At 70.0% G+C, this 25,130-nt stretch carries 22 protein-coding genes and 3 tRNA genes; 16 read left to right on the top strand and 9 right to left on the bottom strand.

Annotation, left to right across the window (positions count from 1 at the left end):
* Nucleotides 1–106 precede the first annotated feature (106 nt).
* Nucleotides 107–2,239, bottom strand: a complete 2,133-nt coding sequence (locus IEY81_RS13030) for a PhoX family protein (RefSeq protein ID WP_229787810.1) — start codon at nt 2,237–2,239, stop codon at nt 107–109.
* Between the two features lie 286 nt (nt 2,240–2,525).
* Here IEY81_RS13030 and IEY81_RS13025 point away from each other — a divergent pair, with 286 nt between their 5' ends.
* Nucleotides 2,526–2,717, top strand: a complete 192-nt coding sequence (locus tag IEY81_RS13025; RefSeq protein WP_189118903.1) for a DUF3073 domain-containing protein — start codon at nt 2,526–2,528, stop codon at nt 2,715–2,717.
* 51 nt (nt 2,718–2,768) lie between these two features.
* Here IEY81_RS13025 and IEY81_RS13020 read toward each other — a convergent pair whose 3' ends face one another.
* The 3 genes from IEY81_RS13020 to IEY81_RS13010 form a co-directional block, all read right to left on the bottom strand.
* Entirely contained in the window at nt 2,769–4,103 is a 1,335-nt protein-coding gene (locus IEY81_RS13020) for a hypothetical protein (RefSeq protein WP_189118902.1), read from the bottom strand.
* 33 nt (nt 4,104–4,136) lie between these two features.
* Complete coding sequence (locus IEY81_RS13015) at nt 4,137–7,580, bottom strand: SCO7613 C-terminal domain-containing membrane protein (protein WP_189118901.1); 3,444 nt, start codon at nt 7,578–7,580, stop codon at nt 4,137–4,139.
* A gap of 122 nt (nt 7,581–7,702) precedes the next feature.
* Nucleotides 7,703–7,776, bottom strand: a tRNA-Phe gene (locus tag IEY81_RS13010).
* A gap of 115 nt (nt 7,777–7,891) precedes the next feature.
* Here IEY81_RS13010 and IEY81_RS13005 point away from each other — a divergent pair.
* The 6 genes from IEY81_RS13005 to IEY81_RS12980 all read left to right on the top strand — a co-directional run bounded on the left by IEY81_RS13005 (nt 7,892) and on the right by IEY81_RS12980 (nt 13,250).
* Nucleotides 7,892–7,964: transfer RNA gene (locus tag IEY81_RS13005), tRNA-Glu, on the top strand.
* 93 nt (nt 7,965–8,057) lie between these two features.
* On the top strand, nt 8,058–9,200 hold the full coding sequence (gene macS / locus IEY81_RS13000) for a MacS family sensor histidine kinase (RefSeq protein ID WP_229787808.1): 1,143 nt from the start codon (nt 8,058–8,060) through the stop codon (nt 9,198–9,200).
* A gap of 5 nt (nt 9,201–9,205) precedes the next feature.
* A complete protein-coding gene (locus IEY81_RS12995) occupies nt 9,206–9,835 on the top strand; it encodes a response regulator (protein ID WP_229787834.1) in 630 nt (209 codons plus the stop codon).
* A gap of 210 nt (nt 9,836–10,045) precedes the next feature.
* Entirely contained in the window at nt 10,046–11,839 is a 1,794-nt protein-coding gene (locus IEY81_RS12990) for a PGAP1-like alpha/beta domain-containing protein (protein WP_189118898.1), read from the top strand.
* A 77-nt stretch (nt 11,840–11,916) separates the two neighbouring features.
* Nucleotides 11,917–11,990, top strand: a tRNA-Asp gene (locus tag IEY81_RS12985).
* A 588-nt stretch (nt 11,991–12,578) separates the two neighbouring features.
* Nucleotides 12,579–13,250 carry a hypothetical protein gene (locus tag IEY81_RS12980; protein WP_189118897.1) on the top strand — a complete coding sequence of 224 codons (672 nt, stop codon included), beginning with the start codon at nt 12,579–12,581 and terminating at the stop codon, nt 13,248–13,250.
* A gap of 90 nt (nt 13,251–13,340) precedes the next feature.
* On the opposite strand, the gene IEY81_RS12975 is transcribed toward IEY81_RS12980, so the two are convergent.
* On the bottom strand, nt 13,341–14,345 hold the full coding sequence (locus tag IEY81_RS12975) for a hypothetical protein (protein WP_189118896.1): 1,005 nt from the start codon (nt 14,343–14,345) through the stop codon (nt 13,341–13,343).
* A 351-nt stretch (nt 14,346–14,696) separates the two neighbouring features.
* On the opposite strand from IEY81_RS12975, the gene IEY81_RS12970 reads away from it, so the two are divergent.
* Nucleotides 14,697–15,029, top strand: coding sequence for a WhiB family transcriptional regulator (locus IEY81_RS12970; RefSeq protein ID WP_268244497.1), 333 nt, complete (start codon nt 14,697–14,699; stop codon nt 15,027–15,029).
* Nucleotides 15,030–15,059: 30 nt separating this feature from the next.
* Complete coding sequence (locus IEY81_RS12965) at nt 15,060–15,416, top strand: metallopeptidase family protein (RefSeq protein ID WP_189118894.1); 357 nt, start codon at nt 15,060–15,062, stop codon at nt 15,414–15,416.
* A 10-nt stretch (nt 15,417–15,426) separates the two neighbouring features.
* Here IEY81_RS12965 and crcB read toward each other — a convergent pair whose 3' ends face one another.
* The 3 genes from crcB to IEY81_RS12950 are packed head-to-tail and all read right to left on the bottom strand — an operon-like array spanning nt 15,427 to nt 17,222.
* Nucleotides 15,427–15,795, bottom strand: a complete 369-nt coding sequence (gene crcB / locus IEY81_RS12960; protein WP_189118893.1) for a fluoride efflux transporter CrcB — start codon at nt 15,793–15,795, stop codon at nt 15,427–15,429.
* Nucleotides 15,792–16,259: a fluoride efflux transporter FluC gene (locus tag IEY81_RS12955; RefSeq protein ID WP_189118892.1), complete on the bottom strand. Its 468-nt coding sequence runs from the start codon at nt 16,257–16,259 to the stop codon at nt 15,792–15,794. Before IEY81_RS12955 ends, crcB begins: the two co-directional genes overlap by 4 nt.
* Nucleotides 16,260–16,277: 18 nt before the next feature.
* Nucleotides 16,278–17,222: an ATP-binding protein gene (locus tag IEY81_RS12950; protein ID WP_189118891.1), complete on the bottom strand. Its 945-nt coding sequence runs from the start codon at nt 17,220–17,222 to the stop codon at nt 16,278–16,280.
* A 315-nt stretch (nt 17,223–17,537) separates the two neighbouring features.
* On the opposite strand from IEY81_RS12950, the gene IEY81_RS12945 reads away from it, so the two are divergent.
* The 6 genes from IEY81_RS12945 to IEY81_RS12920 all read left to right on the top strand — a co-directional run bounded on the left by IEY81_RS12945 (nt 17,538) and on the right by IEY81_RS12920 (nt 22,860).
* The gene (locus tag IEY81_RS12945) at nt 17,538–18,977 is read left to right on the top strand and encodes an NAD(P)/FAD-dependent oxidoreductase (protein WP_189118890.1); all 1,440 of its coding nucleotides are present in this window, start codon (nt 17,538–17,540) and stop codon (nt 18,975–18,977) included.
* A gap of 169 nt (nt 18,978–19,146) precedes the next feature.
* Complete coding sequence (locus IEY81_RS12940; protein ID WP_189118889.1) at nt 19,147–19,986, top strand: alpha/beta fold hydrolase; 840 nt, start codon at nt 19,147–19,149, stop codon at nt 19,984–19,986.
* On the top strand, nt 19,983–20,930 hold the full coding sequence (locus IEY81_RS12935; protein ID WP_229787804.1) for a metal-dependent hydrolase: 948 nt from the start codon (nt 19,983–19,985) through the stop codon (nt 20,928–20,930). Before IEY81_RS12940 ends, IEY81_RS12935 begins: the two co-directional genes overlap by 4 nt.
* Complete coding sequence (locus tag IEY81_RS12930) at nt 20,927–22,003, top strand: PDR/VanB family oxidoreductase (protein ID WP_189118888.1); 1,077 nt, start codon at nt 20,927–20,929, stop codon at nt 22,001–22,003. The genes IEY81_RS12935 and IEY81_RS12930 overlap by 4 nt, the downstream gene beginning before the upstream one ends.
* Before the next feature lie 51 nt (nt 22,004–22,054).
* Nucleotides 22,055–22,588, top strand: a complete 534-nt coding sequence (locus IEY81_RS12925; RefSeq protein ID WP_189118887.1) for a GNAT family N-acetyltransferase — start codon at nt 22,055–22,057, stop codon at nt 22,586–22,588.
* Entirely contained in the window at nt 22,585–22,860 is a 276-nt protein-coding gene (locus IEY81_RS12920; RefSeq protein ID WP_189118886.1) for a hypothetical protein, read from the top strand. The genes IEY81_RS12925 and IEY81_RS12920 overlap by 4 nt, the downstream gene beginning before the upstream one ends.
* Nucleotides 22,861–23,492: 632 nt before the next feature.
* On the opposite strand, the gene IEY81_RS24470 is transcribed toward IEY81_RS12920, so the two are convergent.
* A complete protein-coding gene (locus IEY81_RS24470; RefSeq protein ID WP_189118885.1) occupies nt 23,493–24,263 on the bottom strand; it encodes an IclR family transcriptional regulator in 771 nt (256 codons plus the stop codon).
* A gap of 69 nt (nt 24,264–24,332) precedes the next feature.
* On the opposite strand from IEY81_RS24470, the gene IEY81_RS12910 reads away from it, so the two are divergent.
* Nucleotides 24,333–25,130, top strand: coding sequence for a 2-keto-4-pentenoate hydratase (locus IEY81_RS12910; protein WP_189118884.1), 798 nt, complete (start codon nt 24,333–24,335; stop codon nt 25,128–25,130).

The following is a 25,130-nucleotide window of genomic DNA, read 5'->3' as shown; positions in this document are numbered from 1 at the left end:
ACCCGGTCGACCGGGTATCCCTGTACTTGTCGGGTGTTTCAGTGCCCGTCAAGTCCAAGTTTTCCCGGTCAACCGGGTATTCATGGGGCTGATGTGACTGCTGTGATCAGCCCCTGAGCACCTGGACCACCGCCGGCCGCGGACCAGCGAACTCGCCGACGCGTGCCCGGCCCTCGACATAGTCAGGAAAACGGGAGCGCTGCGCGTCCCAGGTGCCGTCCTCGCCGGGGTGCTGGACGGCGACGAAGATGGAGCCGTCGCGGTCGTGGACGACCGGACCACAGGTCTCGGCGTCGCGCGGGACGGAGAGGAACTGCTGGACGTGGCCGCGCTCGCGACCCTCGAGCGGCACCTTGAAGAGCCCGTCGCACTTCTGGATCGAGCTGGGCTGGCCGTCGGTGGAGATCCACAGGTTGCCCTCGGAGTCGAAGGCCAGGTTGTCGGGGCAGGAGATGGGGGAGACCTTCTCCTTCGGGTAGCCGGCGAAGTAGGTGCCCTCGGCGGCCGGGTCGCCGGCGACGATCACGAGGTTCCACCGGAAGACTCGGGAGGTGTGGTCGCCGTCGTCCTCGACGATCTCGACGATGTGGCCGTCCTTGTTCTCGGTGCGCGGGTTGGCCTCGTCGACGCCGGCCCTACCGCTGGTGCCGCGCTGGGAGTTGTTGGTGCAGGCGACGTACACCTTGCCGGTCGTCGGTGACGGCTGGACGTCCTCGCAGCGGTCCATCTTGGTGGCGCCGGCCCTGTCGGCGGCGAGACGGGTGAAGACGAGCACCTCCTCGACGCTCATCCCTGCCACCTTGCTGCGACCGTTCCTCACCAGCGGGATCCACTGGCCGTAGCCGTCGAACCGGCCGTCGCGCGGGAGCGTGCCGGTGCCGTCGATCTGGGATGCGGGGGAGTCGCCGTGGAAGCGCGCCACGTAGAGGTCGCCCTCGGTGAGCAGGTCGAGGTTCCGGCGCCGGTCGCGCTTGTCATAGCGTCCCTTGGACACGAACTTGTAGAGGTAGTCGAACCGCTCGTCGTCACCGGTGTAGGCGACCACATGGCCGTTCTTGGCGACGACGACGTTCGCGCCCTCGTGCTTCAGCCGGCCCAGCGAGGTGTGCTTGCGAGGCGTCGAGGTGGGGTCGGTCGGGTCGATCTCGACGATGTAGCCGAACCGGTTCGGCTCGTTGGCGTAGTCGGCCGTACGCGCGTCGAACCGCGGCTCGATGGCCTCCCAGCCGTACGTCGACTCACCCTCGCTCAGGCCGTAGCGCTTGTTCTCCGGCGTGGAGCCGTCGGCGCGGAAGTAGCCGTTGAAGTTCTCCTCGCCGGACAGGATCGTGCCCCACGGGGTGGTGCCGCCGGAGCAGTTGCCGATGGTGCCGAGCACCACGGTGCCGGTCGGGTCGGCCGCGGTCCTGAGCAGGTCGCTGCCGGCGGCCGGGCCGGTGAGCCGGAACGGGGTGGAGGCGGTGATGCGGCGGTTCTTGGGGGCCGAGGGGACGTAGCGCCACCGTTCACCGGGCCTCGAGCGCTCGAGCTCGACGATCGCGAACCCGTGAGCGGCCATCGCGATCCTCAGCTGCTCGGCGGCGTCGAGGTCGGGCGGGAACATGATCGCGGGGTTGACGTACTCGTGGTTGCAGCACAGCAGCGCCTTCGTGCCGGCGCGGTTCGTCACGATGACGTCGGTGTAGTCGTTGTTGTAGCCGAAGGCCAGCGCCTGCTTCTCGGCGCTCTGGTCGCTCGCGTCGAACGGCACGCCTCCCGGCAGGATCGGGTCGCCCCAGCGGATGATCGGCTCCCAGGTGTAACCCTGCGGTACGACGAAGGTGTCCTCGGTGGCGGCGACCGGGGAGATCGGCCGGAACGGCAGGTTCGTACGTCCGCCGGGGCCGTGTCCGTGTCCGGAACCGTGGCCGGGACCGTGGCCAGGGGTGGCAGCCGCCAGGCCGCTGCCACCGACCGCGAGCGCGAACGCACCGGCCCCGGCGAGCCCGAGGGCGCGGCGGCGGCTGAGCGCGCTGCTCGCGATGTCACGGAAGTAGCCGTTCTCGGAGGTGTTCGGGACGGGCTTCGCGCAGGCGCTGTCGCACTTGAGGGCACAGGTCACCGCGCTGCGCTTCCCACGGGTGTGGCCGGCCATGGGCAGCAGCTTGCGGCGCGCGGCCGCGTCACCACTCAGGTCGTCGGGCTGGTCGCTGCACGAGGGACAGGCGTGGTCGGTGCGGGGGTCGCTCAGTTCGGTCACGGCACTTCCGTTCAGACGCGTTTGTCGGATCTCCCGAGATCGGCAGGGACGCTATGGGTGTCAGGACAACCGTCGGACGCCTCGATCCGACGGCGAGGTGAACGGGGGATGACGAGCGAGAACAGGCTCGGAATCGTGTGACCTCAGTAACATTCGCTCCTAGCGAACGCATTTTCGACACCCCGGCGTGCGGAATCTTGGCATGAACCGGTAGCGTTGCCCTTACGAGAAACCTGTGAACAGCCCGGGACTATCCCGGCCAAGTGCGACGAGGGGGCTGGACCCTATGGGGCGCGGCCGAGCGAAAGCCAAGCAGACGAAGGTCGCACGCGACCTGAAGTACCGGACCTATGAGACGGACTTCGGGGCCCTTGCGCGCGAACTTCATGGTGATGACGACACCAGTCAGAAGTCGGATCCGATGCCGGACGACTACGACGACTGGTCGGACTACGACGCGGGATCCTCGCGCGACTAAGGGGCTGTCGACCAGAGCGGTGACGCCTTGGTCGACATCTCCTCGGACCGATCAAGCCTTGACCGATCGGCTCAGGACGACCTCACCGTGGGTGCCATAACCCGGTAGCCGGCCGCCGTGCGGCGTGCCGTCGAAGGCGACGTGCAACCACTCGTTCCCGACAGGGATCAGCGTGGGCCACGGGAGGTTCGAGACGTACTCCGACCGGAGCTCTGCGACCTCCTCGAGGTCCAGATCGAAGACCGGGTAGCGAGCGCGGACGTGACGTGGGTTGTCCCGTCCGTCGCTGGCCCCGACCACGACCGTGCCGCCCAGCGGGACGAGCGTGGTGCCCTCGGTGGCTGTCCGGTCGGTACGCGCTGCCCGCAGGGTCAGCGCGTCCAGACTCGGTCCGCCGGCGAGCATCGGGTGGAAGTCGAAGTACTTCTTCGCGCTCACGTAGCCGACCAGCCACTCACCGTCGTGGCGCACGAGGTGGGGGTCCCAGACGCCGACCGACGGGCACTGCTCGACGCCGGGCCCGTCCGTGGGCAGCTCGAGCGGGGTCGCGTCGAGGACGTGCTCGCCACGGGTCAGATCTGCCCGTGAGCGGGCGATCGCGACCCCGACCGGCGTCCACGGCTTGCTCGGGTCGGTCTCGTCCGGCGCCTTGAACCCCGCCCAGGTGCTCGTCGTGACGACCCACTCGTCGCCGTCGCGCATCAGATGGGTCGCGTGGTCGCCGTAGACCAGCCCGTCGCGGCGGAAGTAGAGCGCGCCTCGGTGGACGAGGTCGTACGTCACCGGGTCGAGCGCCCATACCGAGGTGTGCGCAGTGGGGAAGAAGCCGGGCCCGGCGCTGGTGGCGGTGAGCAGCACGGTGCCGTCGGCGTCGTGGAACGGCGAGCCGTCGGCGTACGTCACCACCCGGATGTCGCGCAGCCCGAGCTGTCCGAAGGCGCCGGTGCGCACGTCCGAGGCCGCGCCGTCGTGACTCATGCTCAGGCCGGCGAGCCAGCTCTCCGCCCGCGGCTCCACGCCGACCTCGGAGAGGTCGACCCGGGCTCGCGCGACCCAGTCGCCGTCCGCGCAGGTCAGCGCGGTCAGCATCGTCCCGGTGAGGGTCAGCGCGAAGCGTCTGACCCTACGCCTGCTGCCGCGCTCGACGACGCCGTGGCGCCGGCTGGCGTGGGACGTACGCCGCGACCCGACAGTCGTCTCGAGCCACACCCGCCGCCCGTCGTACCTCCCGGTGAGCACGTCCCCGCCCGAGGAGAGGCTCAGCGAGACCGGGCCGTCGCAGGCCGCCTCGATCGCGGCGTTGGCCGCGGGCCGGGAGGAGCTGGTGGAATCGACCGCGATCGTGACGGGGCGCTGGCGACGTACGATCTGGAATTCGGGGAACATCGACTCCAGTCTTCCGGGCCCACGGGCAGAGCCCTAACGCAACCCCCTGACATAGGCGGTGGCGCGGCGCAGGTCGTGGAGTCGCGCCTCCCAGGTGATGCCGAGGAAGAGCAGCAGGAGACCGGCCGCGCCGAGGACCCACCACTGCTGCAGCGCGTGAGCCGACGGCATCTGCGCCAGCGCGAGCACGGAGGCGACCAGGGCGCCGCCGACCAGCGGTGCGGCCCAGCGCAGCCCGGCACCGCCGATGATGAAGGCCAGGCAGGCGAGACCGAGAAGCGCGGTGCGCATCGAGACCGGGTCCTGGAGCGCCGCCGGGACGGACGGGACGAGCGCCAAAAAGACGCCCGGCCCGAGCACCGGCAGCGAGGCGACGTCGCGGTCGAGGCGGAGCTTGATCACGCCGTAGACGACCAGCACGATCGCGGGCGGCAGCGTGTAGGGCTCCCAGATCGCGACCGAGGTGTTGGCCAGCCGGATCCAGAGCGCGATGGTACCGAGACCGAGCCCGACCCAGCCGAGCCAGCGACGCTCCTCGTGGGCGATCGCGTGGATGGAGACGGCGACCGCGCCGAGGATGAGCAGGATGCTCAGCCAGAGCACGTCGACCCGGCCCGACTCGGTGGTCGTGGGACCGCGCAGGCCGAAGTCGACGGTGCCGAACTCGATCGTGCCGACGAGGATCGTGATCGTCGCTGCGATCGCGGCGGTGATCTCGGCCGACGGCAGCAACCGCAGGACGGTGACCGCGGTGAGGATGACGATGATCCCGGCTGCGGCGTGCGGCTGCGCGATCTCGGTGAGGTTGGCGAACATCCAGCAGAACGCGGTCAGTGTGACGACCCAGTAGGGAGCGGTGACCGTCTTGGTCTGCTGCTCCCAGGCGAGCCGGTCGACGGCGACGGCTGCCGCGGTGAGCACCCCGGCCACCACCAGCGCCAGCAGGTCGTTGTTGAAGGCAGCGCCGAGCGAGCCGAGGCCGAGCAGGCCGGCGATCGTGAGCCGCGGACCGGACTGCTGGGACTCGTGGCGAAGGACGGTCGCGATGCACATGACGCCGGCGATCAGCAGGAGGATCGCCAGCCAGTCGGTGTCCAGCGCCCAGGAGTCGTCGAACGCGCCCAGCACGATCGACACGATCCCGCCCGCTGCGGCGGCCGCCTCGGTGGAGGGGCGGCGGCGGACGAGCACGATGACGCCCAGCCCGAGCAGGACCACGGCCGCTGTGTAGGGCCGCTCGACGTCGGCCAGGCGGGCGGCCTGCCAGACGGCGGCGGTGAGCGCGAGGATCCAGTAGGAGGTCGCGACCTCCCGGGTGTTGCCGGTCTGCACGCGGTCGACGAGCACCGCGAGGGCGGTGAGGATGATGGTCACGACCAGAGCCAGCACGTCGTCGGTGAGGACGGCGGCCGTGGCTGCGCCGAGCCCGACGGTGCCCGCCACGGCCAGCGCGGGAGGCTGACGATGGTGGATACCGATCGCGGCGGCCAGGACGGTGGCGATGGTCAGCATGATCGCCGCCCAGGTGACGTCGACGGCGCCGATCCCGATCGAGATCGCGGCGCAGGTCGCGGCCGCCCACCAGCCCGAGGCGCGGAAGCGGAAGAGGGTGATCAGGCCGAGTCCGGTGACGATCGCGCACGCGGCCCACTGCCGCTCCACGTCGATCAGCGGCGCGAGCGACCAGGAGCCGAGCGTGAGCATCGCGACCGAGTAGCTGGCGGTCACCTCGCGCTCGGCGCCGAGCAGACCCCGACCGGCGTACGCAGCCACCCCGGCCAGCGCGAGCGCCACGACCACGGTGAGCAGGTCGCTGGGCAGCGCGGCGCCGAGCGCGGCCAGGCCGAAGATGCCGGCGGCCAGCAGCCGCGGCCAGCGCTCGGCCGTCCACGCCAGCGCGATCGCGACGCCGAGCAGCAGCAGCGCCGGGAACAGCAGCGGCGCGTCGTAGCAGGCGATCGTGACGGCGAGCCCGGAGAGGCCGCTGGCGAAGAGGATCCAGTAGACCGTCTCCCGGTAGGAGCGGAAGGCGGGCGGGTTGGCCCGGTAGAACCAGACGGTGCCGAGGGCGTCGATGGCGACCAGCGCCGGCAGCGTGAGCCATCCCGGCAGCAGCGACTCGGGGCCGTCGATCGGCGCGAACGCCGACTCGGTCCACGGCTCGGCCGCGAGCCGGACGGCGGCCGAGGTGGCGAGGACGAGGACGGCGCAGGCCAGGCTGACGGCGTAGGGGCTGAGCGCGGCCGCGGCCCAGCGCCAGGGCCGGGGGAGCAGCATCAGCGCGGCCGCGGCGATCAGCGTGACCACCACGGCGACGATGGTGAGCGTGACCGTGCCGTCGTCGAGCGCGGGCTGGGTGAAGGTGTAGGCGGCGATCAGGAGCGAGCCGCCGACCATCGCGACCTTCGCGTCCTTGGGGAGCGGGAAGAGCAGCGCCACGATCGTCAGCACCGCGGCGGCGCCCAGCAGCAGCGGGAGGGTGCCGCCGAGAAGCAGCTCGCGGCCGGTCAGCGCGGGGTCGGCCAGGCCGCGTACGAGGAGCAGCAGCCAGAAGCCCGCCATCACGATCATCGCGCCGAGGGTGAGCGCCTGCAGGTCGGTCTTGCTGGCGACGATCACCACGACGAGCGCGATGATCGTGGCGACCAGCGGGAACCAGATCAGGTCGGAGATGAGCTCGAGTCCGGCCAGGGCGGTGAGCACGCCGACCGAGGCCGCCACCTGCGGCCCGATCACCGCGGTGAGGTTCTCGCTGCGCGAGGCGATCAGCGACATCGCGGTGCCGGCCAGGAAGACGGCGACACCGACGATGACCAGGAAGCCGCGGTCCCACTCGACGTCACCGAGCCAGCCGGCGTACTTCATGCCGGCCAGGTCGAGCGCTATCAGTCCTAGTGCGAGCGTCCAGACGCCTTCGGTGCCGGCGCGGAGCTGGAGACGCATCAGCACCGCGCCGCCGACCGTGAAGAGCGCGGTGAAGACGAGCAGCATCGTGGTGCGGCCGCCGACGCCCATCGCGGCCCAGGCGACCGCGAGGAAGACGACGCCGGCGACCAGCAGGAAGAGCACGCCGACGCCGACCAGGATCAGCGGCACCGTGATCGGCGCGCGCCTGGGCGCGGGAGCGCCGGGGAACGGCGCGGGCGCGGCCACCGGCGCCGCCGGCTCGGCGAGTGGCGTGGCGACGGGTTCGACCGGTGCGCCCGGTTCGGGCTGGATCTGCGGGGGAGCCACCGGCGGCGCGCCGACGGGCGCGAGCGGAGGCGGTGCGGGCGGCGGGACCGCCCGTGCGGCCCGGTCGGCCTCCTCCCGGATCGAGCGCAACCGGGTCATCAGTACGTCGGCCCGCAGCAGCGTCCCGTAGAGCTCTTGGGCGACGGCGTTCTCCAGCGGCAGCCCGCAGTGGGGGCAGGGGCTGGTGCCGGGCTCGAAGGACTCCCGGCAGTCGGGGCAGCGACCAGGATCGGCGTACTTCACAGCGAACCATCCTTGCGTAGTTCCGCTGATAGGTGTGCGGGAAACGCAGGGCGTGGATACCGAGTCCCGAAATCACAATCGGCTCCGACCCATAGCCGCAGGTCGGAGCCGATTGTTGCTTGTGGGCAGGGGCGGGGTCGAACCGCCGACCTATCACTTTTCAGGCGATCGCTCGTACCAACTGAGCTACCTGCCCAAGCGAGATGGAACATTACCGGAAACGCCCGCGACGTTCCGAATCGGGACCCGAGGATGGACACAGGGCGTCGCTTTGGCTGCCTCGGACGCAGGCCTCTAGGATGTCTCGGCAGGCCCCCTTCGTCTAGCGGCCCAGGACCCCGCCCTTTCACGGCGGTAGCGCCGGTTCGAATCCGGTAGGGGGTACACAGTCTCTGCATGGCTCGATTCTGGATCTCGAGCGAGGCCGGCCACATCGGTACGGATACTCAGATCGGTTTTGATGCCAGACTGCGCACTGTGAGTGCGTGGGCGTCGCCGGCGGCGATCGAGGTCGAGAGCAGCCTCTTCCGGGCGCTCGCCGTGCTGCGCGTGGTCGTCCTCGTCAACGCCATCGGCCTGACCGCCTACCGCGCCGGCAACTACGTCTCGGTGACCGCAGCCATCGTCTGTGGGCTGGTGATGATCGGCTGGACAGCCTTCGCGATCTGGGCGTACGCAGCTCCCAGCCGCCGCACGGCGCTGCTCGTCGGCGCCGACCTGGCGATCGCGCTCGGTCTCCTGCTCGTGACCCCGCTGCTGAAGGGTCCGGGGTTCCACGCCAGCGTGCCCGGCTTCTGGGTCAGCGGCGCGCTGCTCGCCTGCGCGATCCACTACCGCTGGGTCGGCGGTCTGCTGGCCGGCGCGGCGCTCGCCGCGGTCGATCTCGGCCTGCGTGAGTACATCGACCAGTCGATCTACGGCAACGCGTTCCTGCTGTTCATCGGTGGCCCGGTGGTCGGCTACATGTGCGAGTCGGTGCAGCGCATGGCGCTCCAGCGCGACGAGGCCGAGCGCGCTGCGGCGCGGGCCGAGGAGCGCACCCGGCTCGCCCGCGCGGTCCACGACGGAGTGCTCCAGGTGCTCGCCCTCGTCCAGCGCCGCGGCGGCGAGCTGGATGGTGACGCCGAGCTCGGTCGGCTCGCGGGGGAGCAGGAGCGGGAGCTGCGCGCGCTGATCCGCGGCGAGCAGCCCGGCCGCCACCCGGGAGCCGGCATGGTGGATCTGGCCGCTGCCCTCGCCGAGCTGGAGACCGGCAACGTGACCGTCTCCGGGCCCGCGAGCGCCGTCGAGCTGCCCGCGCACGCGGCCGAGGAGATCGTCGCGGCGACCGGCGCGGCACTCGACAACGTACGTCTTCATGTCGGGGAGGACGCGCGCGCCTGGGTGCTGCTGCAGGCCTTCCCCGACCACGTCGAGGTCTCGGTGCGCGACGAGGGTCCGGGCATCCCCGACGGTCGGCTCGCCGAGGCGGAGCGGGACGGGCGGCTCGGCATCGTCGGCTCGATCCGCGGCCGGATCCTCGATCTCGGAGGGACTGCCGAGCTCAGCACAGGAAGGACAGGAACGGAATGGGAACTGATCGTGCCGCGACGCGGTCTGGAGAAGGTGGAGCAGCGGTGAGGGTCATGGTCGTCGACGACCACCCGATGTGGCGCGACGCGGTCGAGCGCGACCTCGCCACCGCCGGCTTCGAGGTCGTCGCCACCGCCAGCACCGGCCGGGAGGCCATCACCAGGTTCGCCGCGACCCGTCCCGACGTCGTCGTCCTCGACCTGCAGATCCCCGAGCCCGACGGCGTCCAGGTCACCACGGAGGTCGTCGCGCTGCACCCGACGACCAAGGTCCTCATCCTCTCCGCCTCCGGCGAGCAGAACGACGTGCTCGCCGCTGTCAAGGCCGGCGCGACCGGCTACCTGATCAAGTCCGCCTCCCGCGAAGAGCTCCTCGACGCCGTACGCAGCGTCGCCGCCGGCGACCCCGTCTTCACCCCCGGCCTCGCCGGCCTGGTCCTCGGTGAGTTCCAGCAGAGCGCCGACACCGAGGTACGCGGCGACAAACCCACCCTCACCGACCGCGAGACCGAGATCCTCAAGCTCGTCGCCAAGGGCCTCAGCTACCGCCAGATCGCCGACCGTCTCGTCCTCTCCCACCGCACCGTCCAGAACCACGTGCAGAACACCCTCCGCAAGCTCCAGATGCACAACCGCGTCGAGCTCACCCGCTACGCCATCGAGCAGGGCCTCGACGCCGACTGACCCCATGCCGAGTCGGCGCATCTGCCCCGGATTTCGACGCCGAGTCGGCGCGTCTGCCTCAGCTTCTGGCGTCGAGTCGGCGCGTTTGCCCCATATCTCGGGGCAGTTGCGCCGACTCGGCGTTGTAGAGCGGGGCAGTTGCGCCGACTCGGCGGTCTGTGGTGGGGCAGTTGCGCCGGGTCGGGGTGGGGGATGGGGGAGAATCCTGGGGTGGCCACGCTTCTCTATCTTCACGGTGTCGGGAACGGCGATCCGCGCGATGCCTGGCGGCGTGCGTTGGACAAGTCGTTGCGAGATGTCGGCTATCCGGGGCTCGACGAGGTGGAGGTGATCGCACCGAAGTACCCCGACGTGCTGCGCACCGACGACGGTGACAAGACGATCAAGCTCCCGCCGATCACGACGCCGCGGATGAGTGCCGAGGAGCAGCGAGACGTACGCCGCCGGGTGGAGCGGGCGACCGCTGAGCTCGAGTCGGTCCTCGGTGAGCCCGTTCCGGCCTCGCCGGTCGGCGTGACCGACTCGCTGGCGCCGATCGTGCTGCGGGTGCTCCGGCAGGCCCACAACTACGTGACCAAGCCCGGCATCCGGGCCCGCACGCTGCGCATGCTGCTCGACGAGCTCCCCGAGGAGGGCGAGATCGTCATCGTCGGCCACAGCCTCGGCTCGATCATCGCCATCGACCTGCTGCGCCGGCTCCCGCCGAAGCTGAAGGTGGCCGGGCTGGTGACGATCGGCAGCCCGGCCGCCCACCCCAACCTCCACGACGACTCCGACCGCCTGGAGATGAAGGCGCCGATGGGTCACGTCGCCTGGTGGGTCAACGTGTGGAGCAACGGCGACGCGGTCACCGGCCTGCGCGGCATCTGGCGCCACTTCCCCTGGGCGCTCGACCTCCAGGTCGGGCTCGGCCTCGACCACCGCACCACCACATACCTCCGCTCCAAGCCGGTCGCCACCGCGATCGGCCGCGGCCTCTTCGGCTCGCTCACCAAGGAGCTCGCGGTCGTCGAGGGCACCCCGGACGTCGCCCTGAACTCGCTCGAGGTGCGGTTGGCGATGTGGCTCGCCTACGCGCAGTTCCTCCGCGACCACCTCAAGGGCGCCACCAAGGAACGCTTCGGTGCCGCCCTTCGCGTCGTCCAGCACGAGGTGCTGGAGCGCCTGATCGAGAACTATCGGGCAGATGACGTACGCATCCCTCAGCAGCTCCTCGACCTGCGCGTCTCGCCGGACGTCCCCAGCGACGCCGACCTGCCCCGGCCCAAGCCGCTGACCCAGGTCTCCAAGGAGGAGGCGGTCCTCGCGCTGGTGGCGCTGGCGACCGCCAACCCGGTGCGGCCCTACGAGATCGAGGTCCCCGACGACGTACGCCGCCAGGCCTTCCATGACCTGACGGTCTGGATGGGGCTCGGCGGCGGTCTCGGCGAGAACCTGCACGCGGCGATGCAGTCCGCGTCGAAGGCCGTCTACCCGGTCGACCAGTGGAAGCTGTGGGTCGGCATCGGCATCGGTGCCGCCGTGCTCGTCGCCGGCCCCATCGGGCTCGCCCTCGCCGCACCCGCAGGGCTGGCCGGGGGAGCGGCCATCATCGGTGCGCTCTCCGCCTTCGGGCCCGGCGGGATGGTCGGCGGCCTCGTCACCGCCGGTGCGATCACCACCACGGGCGCCGGCACCATCGCCGCCACCCTCGTCTCCAGCTCCTCCACCGCCGAGGACGTCGAGGTCACCGTCATCCAGCTCCTCACCGCCGCGATCCTCCGCTCCCGAGAAGGTCTCGAGCAGGACCTCGGTGTCTGGCTCGCGATGTCCGAGATCCAGCGCCAGACCGGCCGCGAGGTCGCCCGGCTCGCGGCCTACAGCGACGACAAGGCCCCCGGCGTCGAGGCCCTCCGACGCAAGGCCCGAGCCGCCGAACGGGCCATGACCTACATGGTCAAGAACCACCTCGTGGAGGGGCTCACCGACGAGGAACCCAAGGGCGACGAACCCTTCGAGGAGTAGGACGCGTCCCCGATTGTGAATCCCTCGCACCCATGGGCTATGTTTTTCCCGTTGCCGCACGAAGCGGAAACAAACAAGGCCCTGTAGCGCAGTTGGTTAGCGCGCCGCCCTGTCACGGCGGAGGTCGCGAGTTCAAGTCTCGTCAGGGTCGCAAGAGTCGAGGCGGCGTGTGACTTCCAAGGAAGTCCACGTCGCCTCTTGCATTTCATTGCGGCCTCCGGCCGCGGCGGGCATATCCCCGCACCCCTTAGTTGCTCGGGGTGATCGATCGCTCCCGTGCCCGTTGGTCGAGCTTGTCGAGACCTCTCGTACACGCGTCGCCGACCCCATCGTTTCCGGCCGGTTCCGTGTGGCTGGAGGGCCTTGTTTTCGTTGGTGTGGCGCGTGTGTCCGGTGATGTTCTGGGACGGTGGGACACGCCGGGCTGTGGCGAGCGCACGACGGGCCATGCGTGGGAGGGTGGACGTCCTGCTTCGGCGGGAGTCTCGGGCCGAGAGATCCTCGGATCTCACCCCCGGTTCGGGCCGTTCGACCCTGTGGGATATAAGCCGAATTGGCGGTAACGTGCGGGCTGCTGTCCTCTCGTGAGAGGATTCTGCCGCTTGTGTCGACGTCGCAAATCGGCAGGGCACGGGGGAACGACTAAGACGTTCGGTATTCAGGAGGCAACACCACCATGTCGTCGTACTACCCGCATCGGCCGCCCCATGCGGCAAGTGCGGACGAGCTTGCGTCACGGATGCAGACGAACGGTGCCTACCGCACCCCGGCCGCGCCCGCGCAGCAGCAGCCCCCCGCCCTTGGTTGGGACCAGCGTCCGCAGCAGTCACAGGCCCAGCCGCAGTACCAGGAGCCGGCGATGCAGCAGCCGGCTGTCATGGCCCAGACGACCGGTACGCACTGGCCCCAGTTCGTCAACAACAACCGTCTCATCGGTGCGCTCGTGGCCGGTTTCGGCGCCACCCAGCTCGCCACGATGTTCGGCTACTGGATCTACGGCCTCGGCATCATGGAGGGCCCGCTGGACTTCGCGTTCTTCAACGGCGTCATCCTGACGCCGAACGCGACCGCCAACGAGGCCGGCTTCGCCGTCTCGCAGTGGTTCGCCGGTATGGGCTTCCACTACTTCAACGGCATGGTCTTCGCGCTCGCCTACGCGCTGGTGATCTTCCCGTGGCTCGGCAAGACCCACACCACCGGCAGCAACCTGGCGCGCTCGATGGGTATGGGCATGTTCCTCGCCACCGCGTCCTGCGGTTGGTGGATCCCGGCCCTCCACCCGGAGGACGTCATCGGCATCGACCCGGGCTTCTTCTCGATCAACCTCGGCTGGGGCACCGTCCTGGGTGTCTACCTGTGGCACGTGGTCTGGGCCGTCGCCCTCGGCCTGTTCTTCAACCCGCAGGACTGACCCGCGGGTCGAGATCCACACAGCAACACAGACAAGAGCCCCAGCCACACGGCTGGGGCTCTGTCATATCCGAAGGACGTACGCGGCGCGCTACTGCTCCGGCCAGGCGTCGTAGACCTGGCCACCGTTGGTGGTCAGGTGGTTGTGCAGCTGCTCCCCGGCAGCGACGTCGCGGATCGTGCGGAGCACGAGCCGGCGGCCGTCGGTCGGGTTGGCGGTCGGCGGTCCGGGAGTCAGCGCCATGGTCTCGCTGATCCGGTCGGCCAGGACCCGCAGGTGGCTGCGCTCGCCGCCGGCGTAGATGACGTGGGTGTGCTCCAGCGGGGAGGCCCACAGGATGTTGCCCTCGACGACGATCAGACGGGACTCGGTGGCCATCACCTTCATCTCGACGTCGGTCATGTTCTGGATCATGTCGGCGCCGGCCAGGATCGACTCGCCCTCGTGGAGGAAGGCGGGGAGGGCGTGGGCGAGGTTGGCCTCGACCATCGCGGCCTCCTCGCGAGCACGCTGTTGGCTGTTCTGCTGGGCCGCACCCGCGTAGCCGCTGCCGACGGTGCGGTAGGCGCCGGTGTTGGGGGCCTGACCGTAGGAGCCGGTGTTGGCGCCGTAGCCCTGACCACCCTGGTTGCCGTAGTAGGAGGAGCCGGGGTTCGGGTAGGCGCCCGGGGTCGGCGCCACGCCGTAGCTGTTGGGAGCGGGCTGACCGTAGGCGCTCTGCCCGCCGCCGGCGGCGGACGGGCCGTACTCGCCACCCCAGCTCGCGTCGACGTTCACCTGCGCGCCCGCGGCACGCGCGGCGTAGTCGAGGGTGGGGAAGAAGTCGTGGAAGGCGTCCTTGTCGCGGATCTTCATCGTCGTCGAGTAGGACGAACCGGGCACGAGGGCCTCGATGATGAAGTCACCCAGGCTCGGTGGCGGCGGCACGCCGATGAAGGTGAGCACGGCGAGGTTGACCGAGAAGACGCGCTCGTGGAACTCGAACATCACCCGGCGGTCGGTCAGGAACGCGTGACCCGAGGCGTTCCCCTCGTGGGGGAACTTGACCGCGACCCGAGCCCACTGCACTTCGCCGGGCTGGAGCAGAGACTTCACCAGAAGCCAGTCGCGAGATTCCGAGGCGATGGCTCGGCTGTTGGGATCATGCGCCATCCGTCGGTGGAAGTCCTCCACGGGTCGGTGGCCCACGGTGATGTTCGCCGAGGCCCTTCTCATTGAGCGCATGGTCGCAAACCCTAGCCCTTCCTCCCTCTAGTGTGGATTGTTTGTACCAGCAGGTTCGGGGTGTTGTGGAATCCCCCGGTTGGGTGACATATCAACTCTGCTCCCCGGCTCCAAGCACCTGCCTATTGACAGAAAACTGACAGGCCATCCGACCACCCTCTTTGGTGGGTATCCCTGAAGAGGGGGATCAGCGAGGGGATGGGAACTGTGATGACTTCGTCGGTGGCGACTGCGAGCGAGACGACCGGCGTGCACTGGAGCGAGCTGCCGTGCGCGATCGAGGACGGCGACCTGTGGTTCGCCGCGACGAGTGCCGACGCGGACCGAGCCAAGGAGCTCTGCCGTACGTGCCCGCTGCAGCAGTCGTGCCTGCAGGGCGCGATCGCGCGGCAGGAGCCGCACGGCGTGTGGGGCGGCGAGGTCTTCTACGAGGGGATCGTGGTCGCTCGCAAGCGCACCCGCGGCCGCCCGCGCAACGGCGAGCTCCACCAGCGGGACCTGGAGCGCCAGGCTCGCGCGAACCTGCGGAAGAACACACCGGAAGCGGTTGCGTAACGCTGTCTGCGACCCGGCAGAATAGAGGGCGTGGGGATCGAGACAAGCCCGGAGCGCTTCGACGAGCTCGTGGATCAGGCGTTGGACGCCATCCCGGACGAGCTCGCCTCCCAGGTGCACAACCTGGTAGTGCTCGTCGAGGAGTGGCCGCCGGAGGGGGAGCCGCAGGACACCCTCGGTCTCTACGACGGGGTGGCGCTGACCGACCGCAACGATCTGTACGGCATCACGCTGCCCGACCGGGTCTTCATCTTCCGGCAGCCTCTCCAGCAGATGTGCGAGGACGAGGACGACCTGGCCGCCGAGATCCGGATCACCGTCATCCACGAGATCGCGCACCACTTCGGCATCGACGACGAGAAGCTCCACGAGCTCGGCTGGGCCTAGACAGGCCGGCCTAGAGCGCTGAGCCGATCAGCCAGCCCAGACCGACGGCGGCGAACCCGACGGCGAGCGAGCCGATCACGTTGAGCGCAGCCGCGTGCCACCGCCCGTCCTCGGCCAGCCGGACGGTCTCGTAGGAGAACGTCGAGAAGGTCGTCAGCGCTCCGCAGAAACCGGTGCCGGCCAGCGGCAGCATCCATTCAGGCAGTACGCCGCCTGCGGCCGCCCCGGCCAGCACGCCGAGCACGAACGAGCCGATGACGTTGACCACCATCGTCCCCCACGGGAACGCGCCGCCCCACCGCTCCCGGACGTAGAGGTCGGTCAGGTAGCGGGCCGGTGCGCCGATCGCTCCGCCGAGCACGACGAGCAGCGCGGTCATCGGTCCTCCTCGCGGCCGGGGTCGGGGTCGAGATCCGGATCGACGCCGCCGACGACCACCTCGCGCCCGCTGTCGAGCACGACCACCCGGCCGATGGTCAGACCGAGCCAGGCGGCGCCGATCCCGGCGACCATCGAGACGAAGAGGTAGAGCAGCGCGAGCGCGGGTGCGTCTCCGCCCAGGACGTACGTCTCCAGCTCGTAGGTCGAGAAGGTGGTGTAGCCGCCGAGCACGCCGACGCCGAGGAACGGGCGCAGGTAGCGGGTGCGGGACCACGGGCCGAGAACGAATGCCATCAGCAGGCCCAGGAGCAGCGAGCCGGAGACGTTGGCGATCAGCGTCGCCCACGGCAGGCCCGCTCCGTCCCCGGTGGGCAGGGCGACGGCGAGGCCCCAGCGGGCGAGCGATCCTAGCGCTCCGCCGGCGGCGATGGGAGCGAGCAGGTCGCCATGCTCACGCAGCACGCCGTCAGCGTACGGGTTCTAGGAGGCGTTGCCGGTCATCTGGGTGCCGGTCCAGCGGGTGGGGCGGCCGCCGGCGGCCTGGGTGAGGTATTCGCCGAGGAACCAGCGCTGGAAGGTGACCTGCTCGGGGGAGCGGGCCAGCACGAGCAGGCGCTCCTGGCGGCAGAACTCGTCGATGAGGTCGAGCATGTCGAGGAAGCGGCGCATGGTCTCGGCGGCGGCCCGCGGCATGCGTACGTGCAGGTCGGCGGTCTCCCGCTCACGACCCTCGCCCGGGCCGATCACCCCGGAGAGCTGGCCATGGCCCAGACCGTCGAGCAGCTGGCGCTCGAGGGTGCTGAAGAGGGACGAGAGGCTGGCTGCGAGGGGGTAGTCGTTGGCGTGGGCGAGCGAGAGGAGGCGTACCTCGCGGCGCAGCTCGCGGAAGTGGTGCTGGAAGCCGCGGTAGAGCGAGAGGGGCACGCCGAGGATGCTCACCTCGACGGTCTCGGTGCCGAGCCGCTCGGGCTTCGGCGGGGCGCCGGAGGGCCCGGTGATCACGCCCTCGACCCCGTCGCCCTCGTCGATCTCGGCCGCCGGGGTGAACCAGACCGTCTTGCCGGCGCTGTCGATGTCGGCGCCCCAGGCGTCGGAGACGCTGGCCACGATCGAGAGCCCGCGGCCGACCGTGAGCAGGACCTCGTCCTCGTCGTCGAGAGCGAGGGGCACGGGAAGCAGCGGCGGCTCGGTGGAGGCGTCCCGGACCTCGACGCGGGGGTGGTCGACGGTGCCGCGCAGCCGGATCGTGACTGGTGCGGCGCCGTGGAAGAGGGCGTTGGAGACCAGCTCGGAGACGCCGTACTCAGCGCAGTCGACCAGGTCCGTGCGGTCGATCTCCGTGCACACCGAGCGGACCCAGGCGCGAGCGTCCTGGACGGCACGAGAGCCGGTGCGAAGCAGGAGAGCTGGCCGGTTCAACGGCATGGTCTCCTCCTCCGATCTCGCGGCTCGGGGTACACACGATTGCGTTGTGTGCTGTTCGTTGCAAGAATTTTCCGCACTTGAAGGTGTCCGATATCTGCCCCGGACCACTAGGGCACAAGGTCCCGGTCACCCTCAGAGATTACGGTGAACGCGTTTCGAGCCGACGACGGACACGCGGCGAAAACGCATGCACAGCGGCTATCAGGCAACTGTGACGAAGTAGGCGCACCCAGGAATGAACAGATCCCCCGGAATGGTTCAGAATAAGGGTGGAACGTTCAAAACGTCTCTTGTCGAGATAGCGGAGGGTTAGCAATGTCAGCGGACCAGGCGAAGCACCGGGTCGTCATCATCGGTTCCGGCTTCGGAGGGCTCTTCTCTGCGAAGGAGTTCAAGGGCCGTGACGACGTCGAGGTGACCTTGATCGCGAAGACGACGCATCACCTCTTCCAGCCACTGCTCTACCAGGTGGCGACCGGGATCCTCTCCCAGGGCGAGATCGCCCCGCCGACCCGCGACATCCTGCACCGGCAGAAGAACGCCAGGGTCCTGCTCGGCGAGGTCACCGACATCGACACCGAGGCCAAGACCGTCTCCGCCGGTGTGCTCAACCAGCAGATCGACGTTCCCTACGACTCCCTGATCGTCGCTGCCGGCGCCGGCCAGTCCTACTTCGGCAACGACCACTTCGCCGAGTTCGCGCCCGGCATGAAGTCGATCGACGACGCCCTCGAGCTGCGCGGCCGCATCTTCGGCGCCTTCGAGATCGCCGAGCTGACCGCCTCGCGCGGTGAGCCGATCGGTGACCTGCTGACCTTCGTGGTCGTGGGGGCCGGCCCGACCGGTGTGGAGATGGCCGGCCAGATCGCCGAGCTGTCCCGCCGGGTGCTGAAGAAGGACTTCACCCACATCCAGTCCGAGAAGGCCCGGGTGGTCCTGGTCGACGCCGCGCCGCAGGTGCTCCCGCCGTTCGGTGAGAAGCTCGGCGCCAAGGCCGAGAAGGCGCTGGAGAAGGCCGGTGTCGAGGTCATCCTCGGCGCCATGGTCACCCACGTCGACGAGTTCGGCATCGAGATGAAGTTCAAGGACGGCAGCACCCAGCGGATCGGCTCGATCGCAAAGATCTGGGCCGCCGGTGTGCAGGCCTCCTCGCTCGGCAAGACGCTCTCGGAGCAGACCGGCGCCGAGCTCGACCGGGCCGGCCGGATCGCGGTCAACCGCGACCTGACCCTGCCGGGTCACCCCGAGATCTTCGTGGTCGGCGACATGATCAACCTCGACCACCTTCCTGGTGTCGCGCAGGTCGCGATCCAGGGCGGTAAGCACGCGGCGAAGACGATCAAGAACCGGCTCAGGTCGAAGCCGGAGCCGGGTGACTTCAAGTACTTCGACAAGGGTTCGATGGCCACCATCAGCCGCTTCAACGCCGTGCTCACGATGGGTCGGTTCAAGCTGTCCGGCGTGCTCGCCTGGTTCGGCTGGCTGCTGGTCCACCTCGCCTACCTGACCGGCTTCCGCAACCGGCTCACCGCGACCCTGCACTGGATGATGTCGTTCATCGGTCGCGACCGCTCCGAGCGCACCACCACCATGCAGCAGATCTTCGCCCGCGAGGCGCTCGAACGCGTTCCGGGTGGCATGGCCGCGCTGATCGACGACCCGGCCGAGGTCGCCGCCCAGGTGGAGGCCCGCCGCAAGGAGCTCGAGGAGCACGCCGCCGAGGAGTCGCGCCTGGCCGACTCCCGCAGCTCCTAGCCGAACAGAGCCGGCGCACCGCGCCCGACGATCCGACCCGCCGCAGACCGGTCTGCGGCGGGTCGATCTCATTTCGCCTCCCGCGCGCCGAGATCGGTGCTTGCTATTGTTCGCGGACACGGTGTCTCATTAATCTTGGCACGAGACACCGGCGACCGGAGGAGGACGCGTGACCGAGGTGACGACACGACTGGTCGAGGCCAGTGACGGGCTGCAGATCGCGGTCCACGAGCAGGGGCCGGCGGAGGCCGAGACCGTGGTGCTCGTCCACGGTTACCCCGACAACCACACGGTGTGGGACGGCGTCGCGGCGGTGCTCGCCGAGCGGTTCCATGTCGTCGCCTACGACGTACGCGGGATCGGGGAGTCGGGAGTGCCCGACTCGACCGCCGGCTACCGGCTGCCGCAGCTCTCCGCCGACTTCCGGGCGGTCATCGATGCCGTCTCGCCCGATGCGCCGGTGCACGTCGCCGCGCACGACTGGGGCTCCATCCAGACCTGGGAGTCGGTGACCGACCCGGCCCTGGGCAGTCGGATCGCGACGTACGTCTCGATCTCGGGGCCCGACCTCGGGATGGCGACGACGTGGTTGCGTGAGCGGGCTCACCTGGGGAGCTCGCTGCGGCAGCTGGCGCACTCCTGGTACGTCTTCGCCTTCCAGCTGCCGCTGCTGCCGGAGGCGATGGTGCGGTCCGGGCTGCTCGCGCGGTTCGTCGGCGGCGGGCCGCGGCCGACGAAGGACCAGGTCAACGGGGTGGAGCTCTACCGGGCCAACTTCATCGGCAAGGTCATCAGCCCGAGCCCACGGCCGACCGACGTGCCGGTGCTGGTGCTGGCGCCGCGCGGCGACGTCTACGTGACGGTGCCGCTGCAGACCGAGGCACCCCGGGCGTACGCATCCTCGCTGGTCACCCAGGTCATCGACGGGGGCCACTGGGTGGTCGCCGAGGAGCCGGAGCTGGTCGCGGGCGAGATCGCGGCCTTCATCGAGAAGGAGGGGTCGCGATGATCAAGCCGAGCATCCCGAGCATCCCGATCAGGCCACGCGCGAAGAGCAGTCGCGGGCACGAGCCGGCCAAGGTGGCTCTGCACCCGCGCAACGTGAAGTTCGACTGGAGCCGGCTGCCGCTGGTGTGGATCCCGGGCGAGGTCTTCGCCTCCCACTACGTCAGCGTGCTGCACCTGCTGCTGCCCGAGGGGGAGCGGTGGTTCGTGAAGGTCTTCTCCGAGATCCTGCCGCTGATCGAGGACGACCAGCTGCGCGAGGACGTGATCGGCTTCATCGGGCAGGAGGGCGTGCACGCCGCGGCCCACCAGGAGGTGCAGGACTACTTCACCTCGAACGGTCTCGACGTCCGCCCGTTCACCGCCGAGATCGAGGCGCTGTTCCGCAAGATCCTCGGCGACCGTGACCTCACCGGCCGGGCCAAGGAGGAGTGGCTGATCGAGCGCGCCGCGATCATCGCCGGCCTCGAGCACCTCACCGCCGTGCTCGGCAACTGGGTGCTCAACTCGCCCGAGCTCGACGCCGCCGGTGCCGACGAGACGATGCTCGACCTGCTGCGCTGGCACGGCGCCGAGGAGGTCGAGCACCGCAACGTCGCCTACGACGTCTTCCAGCACGTCGACGGCCGCTACCTCCGCCGCGTACGCACCTATCTCCTCGGCGGCAGCGCGCTCCTCGTGCTGTGGTGGCGCGGGGTCGGCTACCTGATGGCCAACGACCCGACGGAACCCGACCCGGAGCAGCGGCCGCGGCCCGGGTTCCTGAAGCTGCTCGACGCCGAGCGGCGTGGCCTCGTGCCCGGGGCGGTACGCATCGGGTGGGCGACCTGGAAGTACTTCCTGCCCGGCTACGACCCGGCCAAGGAGGGCTCGACCGCCCAGGCGGTGAGCTATCTGGCGAAGTCGCCCGCGGCACTGCGGGCGGACGCCCTCGCGGAGGCGCAGTGAGTCGGGCGGCCCGCTACGCGGTCCCGGACATCCCCGACTCGAAGCTCTACCGGAGCTTCGAGACGATCGTCGGCGGCTACTGGACCAAGGCCGCCTACCGCTCCTGGCGCCGGCGCAAGCCGCTGGGCCGGATCGACCGGGATCTGCGCGTGCGTGTCAGCCGGGTCGACGAGGAGGGCGTCGACGTCAGGGCGATCTGGTTCGAGAGCGAGGACGGGGTGGACCTGCCGCCCTGGGACCCGGGCGCGCATGTCGACGTGGTGCTGCCCAGCGGCCGGCTGCGGCAGTACTCGCTCAACTCCGACCCCGACGACCTCTCCCGCTACCGGATCAGCGTGCGGCGGATCGAACCGGCCGCGGGCGGTGGCGGCGGATCGTTCGAGGCCCACCATCTCGGCGTCGGAGACCGGCTCGTCCTGAAGGGTCCGCGCAACGCGTTCCCGTTCGTCGACTCGCCCGCCGGCTACCTCTTCGTCGCCGGCGGCATCGGGATCACCCCGATCCTGCCGATGCTGCGTGACGTGGTGCGCCGCGGGGTGCCGTACGAGTTCGTCTACACGGGGCGCTCGCGCGACACCATGCCGTTCCTCGACGAGCTCGCCGAGATCGTCGGCGACCACGAGATCCACCTATGGCCTGATGACGAGAGGGGCCTCCCGGATGTCGAGAAGATCATCTCGCTGGCGCCGGAGGGCGCCGCGCTCTATTGCTGCGGGCCGATGCCGATGATCGACGCGATCCGGGCGCAGATCCCGGCCCCACGGATCGACACCCTGCACTACGAGCGCTTCTCGCCGCCGCCGGTGCTCGGTGGCAGCCCGTTCCGGGTACGCCTCGAGGAGTCCGGCCTCGAGGTCGAGGTGGGCTCCACCGAGTCGGCGCTGACCGCCGTCCGTCGGGTGCGGCCTGCCCAGGCGTACTCCTGCCAGCAGGGCTTCTGCGGCACCTGCCGGGTGCCGGTGCTGGCGGGCGAGGTCGAGCACCGTGACCATGCGCTGGCCGACTACGAGCGCGAGGGTCACATGATCCTGTGCGTCTCGCGCGCGAAGGGCACGGTGGTGATCGACGGCTGAGGTGGTCGATAACCAGTTGCTCCGATGGTCACGGCCTGATGTTCTGGGCTCATGACCACGCTCACCGTCCCCACCACCGATCTGTACGAAGCCTGGGCGGCCTGCGTCGCCGACTTCGGTGGAGCTCACCTGGACGGCGCTGCGATCCCGGACGAGGAGGCCGCCGACGTGAGCCGCGAGGCGTGCGAGCGGGTGGTCGCCAAGACCGCGCGGGAGCGTGACGTCTCGATGCCGCCGCCGGACGGGCGGGTGCACGGCTCTGCCTTCTGGATCACCGAAGGCACCGAGATGGTCGGCTTCATCCAGCTCCGCCACGAGCTCAACGACTTCCTCGAGCAGGTCGGCGGCCACATCGGCTACTCGATCCGCCCCTCGGCCCGACGCCGGGGCCACGCCACCCGCGCCCTCGGGCTGGTCCTCGAGGAGGCCCGCGCCCTCGGCCTCGACCGGGTGCTGATCACCTGTGACGACACCAACCTGGCCTCCGCGCGCACCATCGAGTCGCAGGGCGGCGAGCTGCAGGACGTCGTCGACGGGTCGGAGTACGGTTACGGGATGATGCGGCGCTACTGGATCAAGCTGTGAACGACGCGGTCGCCACCCAGGTCGAAGTGGAGTGGGCGCTGACCGGCGACACGGGCGCGCCCGCCGACCTCGTCGACGAGGTGCTGACCACGCTGCGCGACACCGGGCGCGTGCCGGAGGCGGGCGTCGACGTGTTGCGTGCGGCGGCTTTCCGGCTCGCCGCCGAGGACCGGGTCGACGAGATCGGCCAGGCCTGGCTCGAGCTCCTCGACGCTGTCCGGGCCCACCCCGACGCCGCGCTCACCGACCTACCGCCCGCGCGCACCGACTGACCCCACTCGCCGAGTCGGCGCATCTGCCCCGCTCTGAGACGCCGAGTCGGCGCGTCTGTCTCGCGCTGGGACGCTGAGTCGGCGCGTCTGTCTCGCGCTGGGACGCTGAGTCGGCGCGTCTGCCTCGCTTTGGGGCGTCGAGTCGGCGCGTCTGCCCCGCGCTGGGGTGTCGAGTCGGCGCGTCTGCCTCGTAGCCGACCGAAGCGGTGACCAGCGCCTCGAGCCGGATGGTCGATCACCGCCACCGGCGGCCAGTGCTCCGTCTTCCCCGCCGAAACGGCACTTCGGTCGCTCGAGATGGCACGTGCGTTGGTCGAGATGGCACCTGCGTTGGTCGAGAGGTGACGTCTATCGGTCGAAACGTCACTTAGGTCGTTCGAGTGTGTACGGCGTCATCTCGATCGGCGTACTTGCCGTCTCGACCGACGCGACTGCCGTCTCGGCCGACGCGACTGCCGTCTCGGCGGACGCAACTGCCGTCTCGGCCGACGCAACTGCCGTTTCGGTCGGCGTACTTGCCGTCTCGGCCGACGCGACTGCCGTTTCGGCCGACGCAAGTGCCGTTTCGGCTGACGCGGTTGCCGTTTCGGCGGCTACCTCCACAGGACACCGACCGGAATCCGAAGATCGGATCAGCGGGAGAGCGAGCGGCGGCGGCTCACCAGGCTGGAGAGGCCCTGGGCGGCGGCCCGGACCGGGGTCACGAAGGCCTCGGGCTTGAAGCGGCCGACGGGGCCGGTGATGCTGATCGCGGCCAGGGCACGCTCGCCGTCGCCGAGCACCGGGGCGGCGACGCACTGGAGGCCGACGGCCGACTCCTCGCGCTCGAAGGCGACGCCGGTCTCCAGCGCAGTGGCGAGCTGGCGCTCGAGGAGCCCGGGCGCGACGATCGTGTGCGGCGTACGTCGTTCGAGCGGGCTGCTGAGCAGCTCCTGCTGCACCTCGGCGTCGGAGAAGGCGAGCAGGATCTTGCCGATCGCGGTGCAGTGGACCGGCATCCGTCCGCCCGGCCGCGAGGGCGACTTGGCTTGACGGTGGCCACCGATCTTGGCGACGTAGACGACGTCGTGACCTTCGCGCACGCCGAGGTGGACGGTCTCGTGGGTGCGCTCGTAGAGGTCCTGCAGGAACGGCATCGCCAGCTCCATCAGCGAGCGTTCGACGGAGGCGCGCATGCCGAGCTCGAAGAGGCCGCCGGAGAGGCGGTAGCCGAGGTCGGTGCGGTCGAGCAGACGGTTGGTGACCAGGTCGCCGGCGACCCGGTGGACGGTCGCCTTCGGGAGCTCGGTGCGGCGGACGAGCTCGGCCAGGGGGAGCACCTGGTCGTCGACCGTGAAGGCACGCAGGATGGTCACCGCCTTGCCGAGCACGGTGTCGAGATCGGCGGACGGGTGCGGTGGCATGGGTTCACCGTACCGGTCAGCGGGACGCGAGCCACCCGGGTTGGGCCCAGCTGCTGAGACCGTGGGCACATGAACGAAGTGACCTCCCCGCCCGCGGTGGTGGCTGCCGTCGACCGGCTGCTGACCGCCGCTGCCACGGGCACACCCGTCGCGCCGATGCGGGACCTGCTCGACGCGACCGACCTGAAGTCGGCGTACGCGATCCAGGAGCGGCTGACCGCCGCCCGGGTCGACGCCGGTGCGACGATCGTGGGCCGCAAGATCGGACTCACCTCCAAGGCCGTCCAGGAGCAGATAGGCGTGGACACGCCCGACTTCGGCGTGCTCTTCGACGACATGGCGTACGCATCGGGCGACATGATCGCCGCCGACGCGATCCTGCAGCCGCGGGCCGAGGCAGAGATCGCCTTCGTCCTCGCGGCCGACCTCGCCGACGGCGACCTCGGCTACGACCAGGTCCGGGAGGCCATCGACTACGCGGTGGCGGCGATCGAGATCTGCGGCAGCCGGATCGCGGACTGGAAGATCTCCTTCGGCGACACGGTTGCCGACAACGCCTCCGCGGGCGCCTACGTGCTCGGCACCGAGCGTCGCCGGCTCGACGAGTTCGAGCCGCGCGAGGTGACCATGTCGATGTCGATCGACGACGAGGAGGTCTCGACCGGCACCGGCGAAGCCTGCCTCGGCGACCCGGTCAACGCGGTCCAGTGGCTCGCCCGCTACGCCCGCGACTTCGGCGAGCCGCTGCGCGCCGGCCAGCTCATCCTCTCCGGTGCGCTCGGCCCGATGCGGCCGGTCGCCCCGGGCAACACCGTTCGTTCCACCGTGTCGGGCCTCGGCTCGGTGACCTTCACCGTAGGGAAGTGA

The organism is Nocardioides luteus, assembly GCF_014648595.1.
Classification (GTDB): Bacteria; Actinomycetota; Actinomycetes; order Propionibacteriales; family Nocardioidaceae; genus Nocardioides; species Nocardioides luteus.
This window is presented reverse-complemented; position numbering and strand designations above follow the sequence as displayed.

What these genes read in the sequence shown, in the direction of transcription:
- IEY81_RS13025 (WP_189118903.1), top strand. Translation starts at nt 2,526, where the DNA reads ATGGGGCGCGGCCGAGCGAAAGCCAAGCAGACGAAGGTCGCACGCGAC.
- IEY81_RS13020 (WP_189118902.1), bottom strand. Translation starts at nt 4,103, where the DNA reads ATGTTCCCCGAATTCCAGATCGTACGTCGCCAGCGCCCCGTCACGATC.
- IEY81_RS12995 (WP_229787834.1), top strand. Translation starts at nt 9,206, where the DNA reads ATGGTCGTCGACGACCACCCGATGTGGCGCGACGCGGTCGAGCGCGAC.
- IEY81_RS12980 (WP_189118897.1), top strand. Translation starts at nt 12,579, where the DNA reads ATGCAGACGAACGGTGCCTACCGCACCCCGGCCGCGCCCGCGCAGCAG.
- crcB (WP_189118893.1), bottom strand. Translation starts at nt 15,795, where the DNA reads ATGACCGCGCTGCTCGTCGTGCTCGGCGGAGCGATCGGCGCACCGGCC.
- IEY81_RS12950 (WP_189118891.1), bottom strand. Translation starts at nt 17,222, where the DNA reads ATGCCGTTGAACCGGCCAGCTCTCCTGCTTCGCACCGGCTCTCGTGCC.
- IEY81_RS12945 (WP_189118890.1), top strand. Translation starts at nt 17,538, where the DNA reads ATGTCAGCGGACCAGGCGAAGCACCGGGTCGTCATCATCGGTTCCGGC.
- IEY81_RS12935 (WP_229787804.1), top strand. Translation starts at nt 19,983, where the DNA reads ATGATCAAGCCGAGCATCCCGAGCATCCCGATCAGGCCACGCGCGAAG.
- IEY81_RS12925 (WP_189118887.1), top strand. Translation starts at nt 22,055, where the DNA reads ATGACCACGCTCACCGTCCCCACCACCGATCTGTACGAAGCCTGGGCG.
- IEY81_RS24470 (WP_189118885.1), bottom strand. Translation starts at nt 24,263, where the DNA reads ATGCCACCGCACCCGTCCGCCGATCTCGACACCGTGCTCGGCAAGGCG.
- IEY81_RS12910 (WP_189118884.1), top strand. Translation starts at nt 24,333, where the DNA reads ATGAACGAAGTGACCTCCCCGCCCGCGGTGGTGGCTGCCGTCGACCGG.